General features: G+C 69.6%; 11 protein-coding genes, 1 tRNA gene and 2 pseudogenes. 6 read left to right on the top strand and 8 right to left on the bottom strand.

The genetic code is table 11. The annotated features are described in order from the left end of the window. Positions 1–73 precede the first annotated feature (73 nt). The 3 genes from OHA11_RS17610 to OHA11_RS17600 all read left to right on the top strand — a co-directional run bounded on the left by OHA11_RS17610 (position 74) and on the right by OHA11_RS17600 (position 2,608). Positions 74–156: transfer RNA gene (locus OHA11_RS17610), tRNA-Leu, on the top strand. Between the two features lie 204 nt (positions 157–360). Further along, positions 361–1,536 carry a 4-hydroxybenzoate 3-monooxygenase gene (locus tag OHA11_RS17605; protein WP_266497288.1) on the top strand — a complete coding sequence of 392 codons (1,176 nt, stop codon included), beginning with the start codon at positions 361–363 and terminating at the stop codon, positions 1,534–1,536. Positions 1,537–1,720: 184 nt separating this feature from the next. Continuing rightward, positions 1,721–2,608, top strand: coding sequence for a Bax inhibitor-1/YccA family protein (locus OHA11_RS17600; protein ID WP_266497285.1), 888 nt, complete (start codon positions 1,721–1,723; stop codon positions 2,606–2,608). A gap of 220 nt (positions 2,609–2,828) precedes the next feature. On the opposite strand, the gene OHA11_RS17595 is transcribed toward OHA11_RS17600, so the two are convergent. Continuing rightward, the gene (locus tag OHA11_RS17595; protein WP_103550712.1) at positions 2,829–3,059 is read right to left on the bottom strand and encodes a DUF4287 domain-containing protein; all 231 of its coding nucleotides are present in this window, start codon (positions 3,057–3,059) and stop codon (positions 2,829–2,831) included. 102 nt (positions 3,060–3,161) lie between these two features. On the opposite strand from OHA11_RS17595, the gene OHA11_RS17590 reads away from it, so the two are divergent. Then, positions 3,162–3,473, top strand: a complete 312-nt coding sequence (locus tag OHA11_RS17590; protein WP_266497275.1) for a hypothetical protein — start codon at positions 3,162–3,164, stop codon at positions 3,471–3,473. Between the two features lie 144 nt (positions 3,474–3,617). Here the strand turns inward: OHA11_RS17590 and OHA11_RS17585 are convergent, their stop codons facing one another. The 3 genes from OHA11_RS17585 to OHA11_RS17575 form a co-directional block, all read right to left on the bottom strand. Further along, on the bottom strand, positions 3,618–4,409 hold the full coding sequence (locus tag OHA11_RS17585) for a hypothetical protein (protein WP_266497273.1): 792 nt from the start codon (positions 4,407–4,409) through the stop codon (positions 3,618–3,620). Between the two features lie 314 nt (positions 4,410–4,723). Continuing rightward, on the bottom strand, positions 4,724–5,944 hold the full coding sequence (locus tag OHA11_RS17580) for an acetyl-CoA C-acetyltransferase (protein ID WP_266497271.1): 1,221 nt from the start codon (positions 5,942–5,944) through the stop codon (positions 4,724–4,726). A 327-nt stretch (positions 5,945–6,271) separates the two neighbouring features. After that, positions 6,272–7,303, bottom strand: a complete 1,032-nt coding sequence (locus tag OHA11_RS17575; protein ID WP_266497264.1) for an SGNH/GDSL hydrolase family protein — start codon at positions 7,301–7,303, stop codon at positions 6,272–6,274. A 379-nt stretch (positions 7,304–7,682) separates the two neighbouring features. On the opposite strand from OHA11_RS17575, the gene OHA11_RS17570 reads away from it, so the two are divergent. Both OHA11_RS17570 and OHA11_RS17565 read left to right on the top strand, forming a co-directional pair. Beyond that, a complete protein-coding gene (locus OHA11_RS17570; RefSeq protein ID WP_266497257.1) occupies positions 7,683–9,074 on the top strand; it encodes a cystathionine beta-synthase in 1,392 nt (463 codons plus the stop codon). A gap of 728 nt (positions 9,075–9,802) precedes the next feature. Then, a complete protein-coding gene (locus OHA11_RS17565) occupies positions 9,803–10,975 on the top strand; it encodes a transposase (protein WP_266497255.1) in 1,173 nt (390 codons plus the stop codon). Between the two features lie 88 nt (positions 10,976–11,063). Here the strand turns inward: OHA11_RS17565 and OHA11_RS17560 are convergent, their stop codons facing one another. The 4 genes and pseudogenes from OHA11_RS17560 to OHA11_RS17545 form a co-directional block, all read right to left on the bottom strand. Further along, positions 11,064–11,501, bottom strand: coding sequence for a hypothetical protein (locus OHA11_RS17560; RefSeq protein WP_266497254.1), 438 nt, complete (start codon positions 11,499–11,501; stop codon positions 11,064–11,066). Positions 11,502–11,588: 87 nt separating this feature from the next. Continuing rightward, a pseudogene (locus tag OHA11_RS17555) lies at positions 11,589–12,035 on the bottom strand (ABC transporter permease); the annotation flags it as partial. A gap of 1 nt (position 12,036) precedes the next feature. Further along, positions 12,037–12,677, bottom strand: a pseudogene (locus OHA11_RS17550) (ABC transporter permease). Continuing rightward, complete coding sequence (locus OHA11_RS17545) at positions 12,677–13,774, bottom strand: ABC transporter ATP-binding protein (protein WP_266497253.1); 1,098 nt, start codon at positions 13,772–13,774, stop codon at positions 12,677–12,679. The pseudogene OHA11_RS17550 and the gene OHA11_RS17545 overlap by 1 nt, the downstream one beginning before the upstream one ends. Between the last annotated feature and the right edge of the window lie 13 nt (positions 13,775–13,787).

Here is a 13,787-nt window from a genome sequence, read left to right as displayed (position 1 = left end):
TCGGTCCGCCCGTCCGCTGTTCGAGGGATGCGTCCCGATAGGCTCGGAACACTCGACGCGGACCCCATGGCCTGCCCGGATGGTGGAATGCAGACACGGCGAGCTTAAACCTCGCTGCCCCTCGCGGGCGTACCGGTTCAAGTCCGGTTCCGGGCACCTCCGACACTTCCGCCCTTCCCGGCGTATCCCAATGAAGGGTGCATCCTTCATTGAGGACTTCACCCCGTAGCCGTTGACAGCAGGTGCTGTCCGTCGGAGACTCACGGTAGCGGATTGGTGAATTAATTTTCACTCTGCGAACGAATGAAGTGGGTGTGCAGCGCTCGCGGGCGTTTGCGGAGCGTGCGAAAGGGCGTGGCTATGCGTACCACCGTCGGGATCATCGGGGGCGGGCCCGCCGGGCTGCTGTTGGCGCGGCTGTTGCACAACGCGGGGATCGAGTCCGTTGTGCTGGAGAGCCGGGACCGGGCGTATGTCGAGCGGCGGCAGCGGGCCGGGATCCTGGAGCAGGGGACCGTGGACGTGCTGCGGGCCGCGGGCGTCGGTGAGCGCATGGATCGTGAGGGGCTGCGGCACGACGGGATCGAGCTGCGGTTCGAACGGCGGCGGCACCGGGTCGACTTTCCCGCCCTGACCGGTGGGCGGTCCGTGATGGTCTACGCCCAGACCGAGGTGTGCAAGGACCTCATCGCGCTTCAGCTGAAGGAGGGCGGGCCGTTGCTCTTCGAGGCGGAGGCCCTCGCTGTGGAGGGGGCGGAGGGCGGGGCTCCGCGGGTGCGCTTTCGGCACGAGGGGCGCGAGGAGGTGTTGGAGTGTTCGTACGTTGTGGGGTGTGACGGGTTCTGGGGTGTTGCCCGTACGGCCATTCCCGCGGAGGTCACCCGGGTCTTCGAACGGGCCTACCCCTTCGGGTGGCTCGGGATCCTCGCCGATGTGCCGCCCTCGCACGACGAGCTCGTCTATGCCCGTCATGAGCGTGGCTTCGCGTTGTTGTCCATGCGGTCACCCGTCGTCTCGCGGCTCTATCTCCAGGTGCCCGAGGGCACCGATGTGGAGGAGTGGGGCGATGCCGAGATCTGGGACGAGTTGGAGCGGCGGTTCGAGACCGGGGACGGGTGGCGGCTGGAGCGGGGGGCCATCACCCAGAAGTCCGTCACGCCCATGCGGAGCCATGTGCGGGAGCCGATGCGGTACGGGCGGCTCTTCCTCGCCGGGGACGCCGCCCACATCGTGCCGCCGACCGGGGCCAAGGGGCTGAACCTCGCCGTCGGGGACGTCGTCACCTTCGCGCGGGCGCTGGCGTACGAGCGGGAGACCGGGTCGGCCGAGCGGCTCGACGCGTACTCCGAGACCTGTCTGCGGCGGGTCTGGCAGGCCGAGCGGTTCTCGTACGAGATGACGACGCTGCTGCACCGCGCGGCCGACGCGACGCCTTTCGAGGACCGGATCCAGCTCGCCCGGCTGGAGCGGATCGCCGGCGCCCGCGCCGCCGAGCAGGACCTCGCCGAGGCCTACACGGGCTTCCCGCTGGAGTGAGGTGCCCCGGAAGGGGGAACCGCAGTGATGCGTACCGGCGTTGTAACGGTGCGGGGAATGCGGGGTTGAGGCCTGGTGTTCCCGGTCACAAGAGGGGAAAGATCCTCCCAGGCACTAGAGGCTTTCTTTTGCCTACCCATTACTCTTGAGCCAAGGCCGCGCAGGGTGGCCATGGAGGAGTGAAATGAGGAGCAGCAACCCGGTCTTCTCGCGACGGGGGTTCAGCCGCGACAACGGCTACGCGGGCTTCAACACCGCGCCGCAGGCCGGGGGCCCCGCTGTCGGAACGCAGGGGAACCCGTACGCGGGCACCCCGCAGGGCGGCAGCCCGTACGCGCAGAATCCTTACGCCCCGCAGGACCTCCAGCACGGAGCGCCGCCGCAGGCCCCGCCGGCCGCCGGCCGCATGACGATGGACGACGTCGTCGCGCGCTCGGCCATCACACTCGGCACGGTCACCGTCGGTGCCGTGCTCGCCTGGGTCCTGCTGCCGGTCACGTCGACCAGCTTCGGCCTGGCCATCGGCTCCGCGCTCATCGCGATGGTCTTCGCGCTCGTGCAGGCCTTCAAGCGCAAGGCCTCGCCCCCGCTGATCCTGGCGTACGCCGCCTTCGAGGGCGTTTTCCTCGGCGTGATCAGCGAGATGTTCAACAGCCGGTGGAGCGGCGCGCCCTTCCAGGCGGTGCTCGGCACCATGGCGGTGTCCGGCGCCACCCTGCTGATCTACCGGGCGGGCTGGATCCGCGTCACCGCCCGGTACGCGCGCATCGGCATGGCCATCGCCATCGCCTTCGTGCTCGTCATGGCGGTCAACCTGCTGCTGGTCGCGTTCGGCGTGGCCGATGACGGCGGGCTGCGGAGCATGGGCCCGCTGGGTGCGATCGTCGGCATTCTCGCGATCGTCCTCGGTGCGTTCTTCCTGACGCTCGACTTCAAGCAGATCGAGGACGGCATCGCCTACGGAGCGCCGCGTGAGGAGTCCTGGCTGGCCGCCTTCGGCCTGACCATGAGCCTTGTGTGGATCTACCTGGAGATGCTGCGCCTGGTCGCGATCTTCAGCGGTAACGATTAGCGGCAACGATTAGCGGCAACGATTAGCGGCAACGATTGAGCTGCCTCGCCGAGGGGCGCCCCTTTGGGGGCGCGGGGCTGTGACATTTGCGGCTCCGCCGCGGGGCGCCATCAGCCCCCGCCGGCCGGCAGAGCAGAACCCGCAGTGGGAAGGGCCCGCGAACGTTGGTTCGCGGGCCCTTCCATTTTTTTCGGGTGCCGGAGCGGAAGCGAAAGCGCGCTCAGAGCAGTTTGCGCGCGGCCCTCCTCAGGTCGTACTCGTGGATGATCGCCTTGGCGTGGCCGTACGCGAGGTCGTGCTCGGCGCGGAGCCAGCTGACCTTCTCCTCGAAGCGGAAGAGAGCGGGGCCTTCGTCGACGGTGCGCAGCCAGTCGGAGATCTCACGACCGGTGCAATGGGGGATGCGGGCGAGCAGGTTGCGATGGGTCTCCTCGGAGAAGACTTGGGACATCGGCGCCTCCGGACGCATGGGATGTAAGCCGGTCCTTCAAGTCACCGTGCCTGAGCGTTGGCCTGTTGGCAACAGTCCAGATGAGGCGCGTAGGGTCGGCGCGTGCTTGATACGACGCCTTTGACGCGGGCCGTGGAACATTTCGCCGACCGGTTGCGGGCCGCTCCGCAGAGTCGGCTGCAACGGGGCGCCGCCGCGGAAGCGCTGGGGCTGGCCAGGGAGTTGGCACTGCGTGCCCAGCGGTTGGAGGATCCCTTGCGGGAGCCTCTGGAGATGCCGGATGCGGGGATGTTCGCCGCGGCCGATCAGATCACTCTGGCTGGGAATGATTTGGCGGTTGTGCTGACCACGGTGGATGAGGTTGTGGAGGCTGTGCGGGTTGTGGAGGAGGCGCAGAAGAGGGCGGGGGTTTGAGGTTCGTCGGCGGGTGCCCGCCGACTGTGGCTGGGCGCGCAGTTCCCCGCGCCCCTAAAGAATGCGCCGTTCCACGCGCCCCTTAAGGGCTGCGGCGTTCCCTGCGCCCCCAAGGGTTGCGGCGTTCCCTGCGCCCCCAAGGTGCTACAGCGACGCTATGACCCTGTCCGCCAGGACGTAGACGTTTTCTTCTGCGCATTCGAAGGTCAGGGCGTAGGCGCCTGAGACTCCGGAGCCGCCCAGGAGGACCGGGGGGTGGCCGGTGCGGAGGGAGTCGGCCAGGCGTTCGGCGGTTTCGCGGTGGCCCGGGGTCATGCAGAGGGTGGTGCCGTCGGCGAAGACGTAGACGTCGAGGGTGCCGAGGGGGCCGGGGCGCACGTCGGTGAGTTCCGTGCGGGACTCGGCCAGTTCCTCCAGGCAGGCCACCGTGCGTTCGTGGTCGTTCACGACGGGTGACTGGACCGGTACGAAGTCCGGGTGCGAGGGGTGACGGCGGCGGGCCGCGGCCAGTTCGGGGGAGTCCCCGGCGAACTCGTCGGCGTCGGCGGCCGGCTCGGTCACCGGCTCCAGGTGCTCCAGGCCCGCGAAGTCCGACTGGCGCGGCAGGAACAGGTCGCTGTCCGGGAGGCCGAGCAGCGTGGGCGCGTCCGAGGCGTCACGTGCCTCCTGGGCGGCCCAGAACGCCCGGGCCTCGGCGAGCTCCCGCTCCCGCTCCTCGGCGAGCGCCTCGGCCACCGCGGTGCGTATCTCGTCCGTGTCCGTCGCCGAGCGGGCGGACGGCACGAGGCCGCGTGCGGCCGCGGCACGGCTCTCGGTGATCTCGGTGTGCAGGGCCGCGACCTCTCGGCGCAGCGCCAGCAGGGTGCGCAGAACGGCGACGCCCACGGCCGTGGTGGTGGCTGTGGCGAGCAGCAGAGCAAGTGACGTGGCGCTCACTGACGTACTCCCGGTTCAAAGTCGACCCCCGACTTCCTACATCAGCTTGAAGGGCGGACTAACCAGCTGTCAGTGCGTAACGTCACGAAAAGGGCAGGACTTTAGGCCTGATGTTTAGTCGCGTAACGGCTCTGACCTGCGTAAATCGCTCTCCGAAGGGAGATAGGTCACATCCTGGGGGAGATTGGATCACAAAACGGCCCGGAGTCCCGGTGGGTGTGGGGCTCCGGGCCGATTCGGTCACGCTGAGTTCAACTGCGGTTACAGAGGCGGTGCTTCGGTTCTGACTCCGGCTCCCGCGGTGGCTCCGGGTGTCAGCTCAGGCGCTCGATGACCATCGCCATGCCCTGGCCGCCGCCGACGCACATCGTCTCCAGGCCGAACTGCTTGTCGTGGAACTGGAGGGAGTTGATGAGCGTGCCGGTGATGCGGGCGCCGGTCATGCCGAAGGGGTGGCCGACCGCGATCGCGCCGCCGTTCACGTTCAGCTTCTCCAGCGGGATGTTCAGGTCCCGGTAGGAGGGGATCACCTGGGCGGCGAACGCCTCGTTGATCTCGAAGAGGTCGATGTCGTCGACGGTCAGGCCGGCGCGGCCCAGGGCCTGCTTCGACGCCTCCACCGGGCCGAGGCCCATGATCTCGGGGGACAGGCCGGTGACGCCGGTCGAGACGACCCGGGCGAGGGGGGTGAGGCCGAGCTCGCGCGCCTTGGTGTCGGACATGATCACGACCGCGGCGGCGCCGTCGTTGAGGGGGCAGCAGTTGCCGGCGGTGACCAGGCCGTCGGGGCGGAAGACGGGCTTGAGGCCCGCGACGCCCTCCATCGTGACGCCGGGGCGCGGGCCGTCGTCCTTGCTGACGACAGTGCCGTCGGGGGTGGTGACCGGGGTGATCTCGCGCTCCCAGAAGCCGTTCTTGATGGCTTCCTCGGCGAGGTTCTGCGAGCGGACGCCGAACTCGTCCATGTCCTGGCGGGTGACGCCCTTGATGCGGGCGAGGTTCTCGGCGGTCTGGCCCATCGCGATGTACGGGTCGGGCACGATGCCGTCTTCGCGCGGGTCGTGCCAGCTCGTGCCCTCGCTGGCGGCGACCTCGGCGGTGCGGGCCTCCGCCTCCGCGAAGAGGGGGTTGTGCGTGTCCGGGAGGCTGTCGGAGTTGCCCTTCGTGAAGCGGGACACCATCTCCACACCCGCCGAGATGAAGACGTCGCCCTCGCCCGCCTTGATGGCGTGCAGGGCCATACGGGTCGTCTGGAGCGAGGAGGAACAGTAGCGGGTGATCGTGCAGCCGGGGAGGTGGTCCATTCCCATCTGTACCGCGACGATGCGGCCGAGGTTGCTGCCCTGCTCGCCGCCGGGGAGGCCGCAGCCGAGCATCAGGTCGTCGATGTCCCTGGGGTCGAGCTCCGGGACCTTGGCCAGGGCCGCCTGGATGATCGTGGCGGTGATGTCGTCCGGGCGCAGGTCCTTGAGGGAGCCCTTGAAGGCGCGGCCGATGGGGGAGCGGGCGGTCGAGACGATCACGGCTTCGGGCATCTACGGCTCCAATGGGAAGGGGCGGCGCGCTGGGGGTCCCCCCAGGCGTTCGGCTCTGGGGGAGCCTCGTCGAGGGGCGGTGGTCGGGCGGCGGGCGGGAGTACGGGGTGTGGGCGGACCTGGTTGGGAAGTTACCCGTACGTATGGGCCAGGTCACGGGTGTGGGTGTGTGACTCGGGCCGCATTTGTCTAAGCGCTTGCTTTTCTCGCCCCCGCCGCCCCTGCCTATTCCCATCACTTACTCGGGGGCGCTGCCCCCGAACCCCCGCTCCTCAAACGCCGGAGGGGCTGACTAGCAGCCCCTCCGGCGTTTGAGGACGAGGCCGTTCAGGCCGACGGCTCTCGGGTCGTCGTCGGGGACGGGTCCGTGGCCGGGACCCGGTGGCGTCGGCGGCGCTTGAGGAGGGCCCAGGGGCCCCGCGGACCCGTGGGCATGGCCGCCGTGACCTCCGTACCCGCCTCGGACGCGGCCTCCGCGGCCGCCCTGGCCACCGGCAGGAAGCCCTCCCGGCGGGACACGTCCGGGCGCTCCTCCTCCGCCGGCCACAGGCCCAGCACGGCGCACAGCGTGGGCAGCATGGCCATCGCCGCCGTCGCGTAGCCCTCGGCGGAGGGGTGGTAGTTGTCGGGACCGAAGAGCTCCCGCGGATTCGCCGCGAACTCCGGGCCCAGCAGGTCGCCCAGCGACACCGTCCGCCCGCCCTGCTCCACCGTGCCGATGGTCTGGGCGGCCGCCAGTTGCCGCGAGGCCCGGCGGGCCAGCCACCGCAGCGGCTGCTGGACCGGCTCGATGGTGCCAAGGTCGGGGCACGTACCCACGACCACCTCGGCACCCGCCGTACGCAGATGGCGTACCGCTGCCGAGAGGTGGCGGACCGAGCGCGTCGCCGGCATCCGGTGCGTCACGTCATTCGCGCCGACCATGATCACGCATACGTCCGGGATCCCGTCCGGCTCTCCGAGCACCAGCGCGACCTGGCGGTCCAGGTCGTCGGACTGGGCGCCGGGCAGCGCCACGTTCTGCAGCCGCACCGGCCGCTCCGCCACCGCAGCCAGCCCGGAGGCGAGCAGCGCCCCCGGTGTCTGGCGGGCGCGGTGCACGCCCTGCCCCGCCGCCGTGGAGTCACCCAGCATCGTCAGGCGCAGGGGTTCCTCCGGGCCGGCGTACACATACCCGTACAGCCCGTCCGCGCTCGGCGGACGGGGACTGTGGCCGTTGCCGACCTGGCGCTTGGCCAGCTGTACCTCGGCCAGCACCACGCCGACCGTCGCCGCGCCCAGCAGGCCGATCCCGCCGCCGCCGTACGCGGCGCCCGCGGCGATCCGCCGTGCGACCCTCGCCCTCGAAAAGCTCGTCATGCGTAGCCGCCACCTCCTCTTTGCCGTACACCCACTGCTTGCCCCGTACGAACCGTCGCCCAATCTCAACGCGACGTGAACGCCCCGGAGGGGGCTAGGGGGTGTTTCGAAAGTCCCGCACAGCACCCACGGCGCCCGGCACGCGCTCTCGCTGCACCGGCCGAAAGCCCAAGTACGTCCAGTACGAGGGCTTCCGGCCGGCACACCGAGAGCACGCACCGGACACCGCGGGCACCGCACCGGACTTTCGAAACACCCCCTAGGCCCTGCCTGACGATTCCTGTCTGCCTTGCGATCCGGGCGACGACGGGAATCGCCAAACAGGCCATAGGCTGACGACACCACCCCGACCACTTCTTTTGCAGCTCCGGAGACAACGGTGCAATTCCACGACTCGATGATCAGCCTCGTCGGCAACACCCCGCTGGTGAGGCTCAACAGCGTGACCGCCGGCATCCAGGCGACCGTGCTCGCGAAGGTCGAGTACTTCAACCCCGGCGGTTCCGTGAAGGACCGCATCGCCCTGCGCATGATCGAGGCCGCCGAGAAGAGCGGCGAGCTCCAGCCGGGCGGCACGATCGTCGAGCCCACCAGCGGCAACACGGGTGTGGGCCTTGCCATCGTGGCCCAGCAGAAGGGCTACAAGTGCATCTTCGTGTGCCCCGACAAGGTGAGCACCGACAAGATCAACGTGTTGCGGGCCTACGGCGCCGAGGTCGTCGTCTGCCCCACCGCAGTTGATCCCTCGCACCCCGACTCGTACTACAACGTCTCGGACCGGCTGGTGCGGGAGACCCCGGGCGCCTGGAAGCCCGACCAGTACTCCAACCCCAACAATCCCCTTTCGCACTATCACTCCACCGGCCCCGAGCTGTGGGAGCAGACGGAGGGACGGATCACCCACTTCGTGACGGGCGTGGGGACCGGCGGCACCATCTCCGGGACCGGGCGGTACCTGAAGGACGTCAGTGACGGGAAGGTCCAGGTCGTCGGCGCCGACCCCGAGGGGTCCGTGTACTCCGGCGGGTCCGGGCGCCCGTACCTCGTGGAGGGCGTCGGCGAGGACTTCTGGCCGACCGCGTACGACCGGACCGTCGCCGACGAGATCGTCGCCGTGTCCGACAAGGACTCCTTCCAGATGACCCGGCGGCTCGCCAAGGAGGAGGGGCTGCTGGTGGGCGGTTCGTGCGGCATGGCCGTCGTGGCCGCGCTGCGCGTCGCCGAGCGGCTCGGGCCCGACGACGTCGTGGTCGTGCTGCTGCCCGACAGCGGGCGCGGGTACCTCAGCAAGATCTTCAACGACGAGTGGATGGCCGACTACGGGTTCCTGGAGGACGAGGGCCCCAGCGCCCGCGTCGCCGACGTCCTGAGCGACAAGGTGCACGGGGCCATCCCGTCCCTCGTCCACATGCACCCGGACGAGACGGTCGGCGAGGCCATCGAGGTGCTGCGGGAGTACGGCGTCTCGCAGATGCCGATCGTGAAGCCGGGCGCGGGACACCCGGACGTGATGGCCGCCGAGGTCGTGGGCTCCGTGGTCGAACGGGAGCTGCTCGACGCGCTGTTCACCCAGCGCGCCTCGCTCTCCGACCCGCTGGAGAAGCACATGTCGCCCCCGCTGCCCCAGGTCGGCTCCGGTGAACCCGTGGGCGACCTGATGTCCGTACTCGGCGCCGCCGACGCGGCGATCGTCCTCGTGGAGGGCAAGCCCACCGGTGTCGTCAGCCGGCAGGACCTGCTGTCCTTCCTGGCCAAGGGTGGACGGCAGTAGGAACTCCGGTGAACTGCCCGCCCCGGAGGGGAAGTTCCGGTGTGAGCGATCACAGAGGAACTTCGTGGAAGTGGTACGAGCGCGTCACGTCCGCGCAGCACACGCTTAACACGGGTCCGGCACATTGGTGGATGTCGGCAAGGGCGGGAGCGGCTCCCCGCCCCGGCCGGCACCGAAACGGCGCCAAGGACCTCCGGAGCGGCTCCCGGACCTCCATGGACGCCACGGACGCGCAAGCCCGGTCCTGACCCGGCCCGCGTCCCTCGCGGGGACCGCCGTCGTCCCGCCCCCCCGGTAACGGGGGTGCGGCGGTCCCCGCGCAAAGCTCACGAAGGGCCCGGTACCGCTACTGGTACCGGGCCCTTCGCTGTGCGCCTGAACCGGCGCCGCTCTCGCGGATCTGGCCCCCTTTTGCGCCTGAACCGGCGCCGCTCTCGCGGACGTGGCTGCTCGCCGTCGTGGTTCCTCAATTGATGGTTGCGGCCTCGTCGCTTCAGCCTGATCTTGCGAGGAACCCCCGGGCGTTCACGCCCGGGAGGAATCGCATCCCGTGGCTGTGACGCGGAGCGTCGCAGCAGCTTTTTCTTCGGGTGCGGAGCGCCCGTATCGCTGTCCGGCGGAGCCGGAGAAGGAGCGTGAGGCGTACATGTGCGCGACCGGTCGCTTGATCGTGTTGGGTATGTGCGCGGTGGGACGGCTTGTATGCCCGGAGGGTTAGGGTCGGCGTCATGAAGCTGGTGGTGCGGCTCAAGCTGCTGCCGACGCCCGGGCAGGCGGCGGCACTTGAGGCGACGCTGACCGCCTGCAACGAGGCAGCCACCTGGGCCTCGGCGGTCGCCTTCGAGGAGGGGGCGCGCAAGAACCTGGCCCTGCGAAAGCTGGCCTACCAGGACATCAAGACCCGGTGGGGGCTGGGGGCGCAGGCCGCCCAGCACGCGATCAAGAAGACCTGCGACGCCTACACCACCCTGAGAGCCAGTCTGCGGGCCGGCCGGTACGGCAAGCCGGGATCGACAGGCCATACCCGCGCCTCGGGCAAGCCGGTCGTCTTTCGCCCGGAGGCCGCCCAGCCCTATGACGACCGGATGCTGTCCTGGCAGCACGAGGTTCGCACCGTGTCGATCTGGACCACGGCGGGCCGGATGAAAGACCTCGCCTTCACCGGACAGGCCGAACAGCTGGAGGTCCTGGCCCGGCATCGCCAGGGCGAGTCCGACCTGCTGCACCAGGGCGGGAAGTGGTACTTGATCGCGACCTGCGAGATGCCCGAAGCCGCGCTGAACACCCACCCGGTCGCCTTCCTCGGCGTGGACCTCGGCATCGTGAACATCGCCGCCACCAGTGACGGTGAACGCCACTGCGGGCGCGGGATCAACCGGAAACGGGAGAACGACCGCAAGCTGCGACGCAAGCTGCAGCAGAAGCAGACCAAGTCGGCCAAGCGGCGGGCGAGGAAGTACGCGGGTAAAGAGGCCCGCCGCAACAAGGACATCAACCACAAGATTTCCAAGCGGATCGTGGCGGAGGCTGAACGCACCGGTCGCGGAGTAGCCCTGGAAGACCTGAAGGGCATTCGTGAGCGGGCCCGGCTGAGAAAGCCCCAACGCGCCACGCTCCACTCCTGGACCTTCGCGCAACTCGGCGCCTTCATCGCCTACAAGGCAACGAAGGCCGGGGTGCCGGTGGTGTACGTCGATCCGGCATACACCAGCCAGGAATGCTCCCAATGTCATCACGTCGAACGCGGCAACCGGCCCTCACAAGCCCGGTTCGCCTGCCGGTCCTGCGGATTCGTTGATCACGCGGACCGTAACTCGTCCCACAACATCGCCCACCGCGGGTGGATGGCGTGGGTCTGCGGGGTCCAGTCAGCGGCCCCTGAACTCACGCTCATCGCGTGAGTTCTGGACGCGGCCGGACCCATCACCGCCAGTGATGGTCACGAGCTGCAAGCCCGGGAATTCATTCCCGGGTCGTTGACAAGAGGACTCAGTCCTCCCACTCGCTGTCCTGGGAGGACTTGCGGCGCCTGCCGAAGAGGTACGGGGAGTTGCGGGCCGTCTGGGCCACGTTGACCCCCACGATGCCCGCCCAGGCGACCAGGAGGCCGGGCAGGTCGGCGACACCGCCGCCGATGGCGGACAGGGGGACGGCCAGGACCAGCGAGACGATCCCGAAGCCGAAGCGCTCGCCGAAGGAATCGGACGATCCCTGCGGGGCGCGCGAGCCCCGGGCCACCACCATCTGCTGTTCCGCGAGATGGCGGCGCACCCGGCGGTCGACCGCGCCGTCCAGGCGCTGCTCGACCTTTTCCAGGAACGAGTCGACCAGCGCGGACTCGTACTCTTCGCCCAGTTCCTTGCGTGCGTGCAAGGTGGCGTCGAGTTCCTTCTTGAGTTCGGCGTCGGGGGCTTCCAATCCGGTCATAGGACAACGGTAGAGAGCCGGAGTCGGCTTGACACTGGGGTTAGCCCCCCTGTCCTCGCCGGGCTGGGGTCAGCGCCAGTCGCAGGCCGTCATGATCAGCGGGAGTGCGAGGGGCAGTTCGACCTGGAAGTGGACCTGGTGCCAGCGCATGTCCTGGCCGCGTGCCGAGTCCTTCACGTCCGGGTCGACGGCGGTCATGCCCGCGTACGTGTTCGTCACGATCGCCGGGACGGCGAGGGCGACCAGCGCCACGTACACCGGCCACATCGACAGGCCGCTCGCCAGGAAGACGAGCACGACCAGGCCGACGGTGGGCAGCGCGCGGCCGAACGACGCGAGGTTGATCGCGAGGAACGCGCCGCGGCCGGTGTGGCCGATCAGCAGGCCCAGGGGGAGGGCGATCGCGGCGGCCACGAGGGTGGCGAGGAGCGAGTACTGGAGGTGTTCGGCGAGGCGGTGGCCGATGCCGTCGGGGCCGGACCACTGCTCGCCGCTGACCAGCCAGTCGCCGAGGTTCTTGAAGAGTTCGTACATGTCAGGCTCGCCGCCTCGTCCACGGGGTGAGTACGTACTGGACGGCGACCAGAGCCGCGTCCGCGACCAGGGCCAGCAGGAGCGTCAGGGCGACGCCGACGACGACCGGGGTCGGGAAGTTGCGCTGGAAGCCGTCCGTGAAGAGCTGGCCGAGGCCGCCGTCGCCGATGTACGTGGCCACGGAGACCAGCGAGATTGACATGACCGTGGCGATACGGACGCCCGCCATGATCACGGGAAGCGCGAGGGGAGCTCGACCGTGAGGAGGGCGCGCAGGGGGCGCGTGCCCATCGCCTTCGCGGCCTCCTTCGCCTTCGCGGGGACCGAGTCGAGGCCCTCGACCGTGTTCCGCAGGAGGACGACGAGGGTGTAGATCGTCAGGCCGATGACCGTGGTGGTGCGGGTCAGGCCGGAGACCGGGAGGAGGAGCACGAAGACCGCGATGGAGGGGATCGTGAAGAGGACGTTCGAGAGGCCGAGGAGCAGGCCTCGCAAGGGGCGGATCCGGTGGGCGACCACGGCCAGCGGGAACGAGATCAGCAGGCCGAGGAAGACCGCGGACAGGGCCGCCTGGAGGTGCGAGAAGGTCAGGGTGGTGAGGTCGTCCGTGTGGTCGCCCAGCCACGACCAGTCGATGGTCATCAGGCCACCCGGGCTTCCGCGTGCGCCTGGCCCGCGTGCTGGTGGATCTCGTCGCGCGAGGTCACGCCGGTGAGGGAGCCGTCGGAGTCGACTCGGGCCACGAGGCCGGTCGGGGAGGCTATCGACTCGTTGAGGGCGGCCAGCAGGGAGTCCGTGTCGCGCAGGGGGCGTACGGGGAGTTCGGTGTCCCCGGTGCTCCTGGTGTCCCCGGTGTTCCTGGTGGTGTTCCTGGAGTTCTTGGTGTCCCCGGTGTTTCTGGTGCGCCAGTGCAGGGGCCTGCGGGCCTCGTCGAGGGCCAGTTCCCAGGTGCCGCCCTCGGGGGCCGGTGCCTGCGGTATGTCCTTGAGCGGTGTCAGGGACAGGAGTTTCAGGCCGCGCTCGGCGCCGAGGAAGTCCGCGACGAAGTCGCCCGCCGGGCGGGCCAGCAGCTCCTGCGGCGTCGCGCACTGGACGAGGTGGCCGCCGGTGCGGAAGACCGCGATCTGGTCGCCGAGCCGTACCGCCTCGTCGATGTCGTGCGTGACGAAGACGATCGTCTTGCTCAACTCCTTCTGGAGCCGGAGCAGTTCGTCCTGGAGCTGGGTGCGGACGACCGGGTCGACCGCGCCGAAGGGCTCGTCCATCAGGAGTACCGGCGGGTCGGCGGCGAGCGCGCGGGCAACGCCGACGCGCTGCTGCTGGCCGCCGGAGAGCTGGTGCGGGTAGCGCTTCCCGGACTCGGCGGTCAGGCCGACCGTCTCCAGGAGCTCCACGGCCCGGGCCCGTGCCTTGCGGCGGCCCCAGCCGAGGAGCAGCGGCACGGTCGCGATGTTGTCGAGGACCGTGCGGTGCGGGAAGAGGCCCGACTGCTGGATGACGTAACCGATGGAACGGCGGAGGTCGGCGGCGTCCTGGTCCAGCACGTCACGGCCGCCGACCCGGATGGTCCCGGAGGTCGGGTCGACCATCCGGTTGATCATTCGCAGGGTGGTCGTCTTGCCGCAACCGGAGGATCCCACGAGGACGGTCACGCCGCCTTCTGGCATCTCCAGGGAGAGGTCGTGGACCGCTGTGGTGCCGTTCGGGAAGCGCTTGTGGACCGCGTCGAACTGGATCATGAGGTGTCCCTTG

The organism is Streptomyces sp. NBC_00878 (assembly GCF_026341515.1).
In the GTDB taxonomy this organism is placed as follows: Bacteria; Actinomycetota; Actinomycetes; order Streptomycetales; family Streptomycetaceae; genus Streptomyces.
Note: the sequence above shows the minus strand (reverse complement) of the source record. Positions and strands in the feature narration are given on the sequence as shown.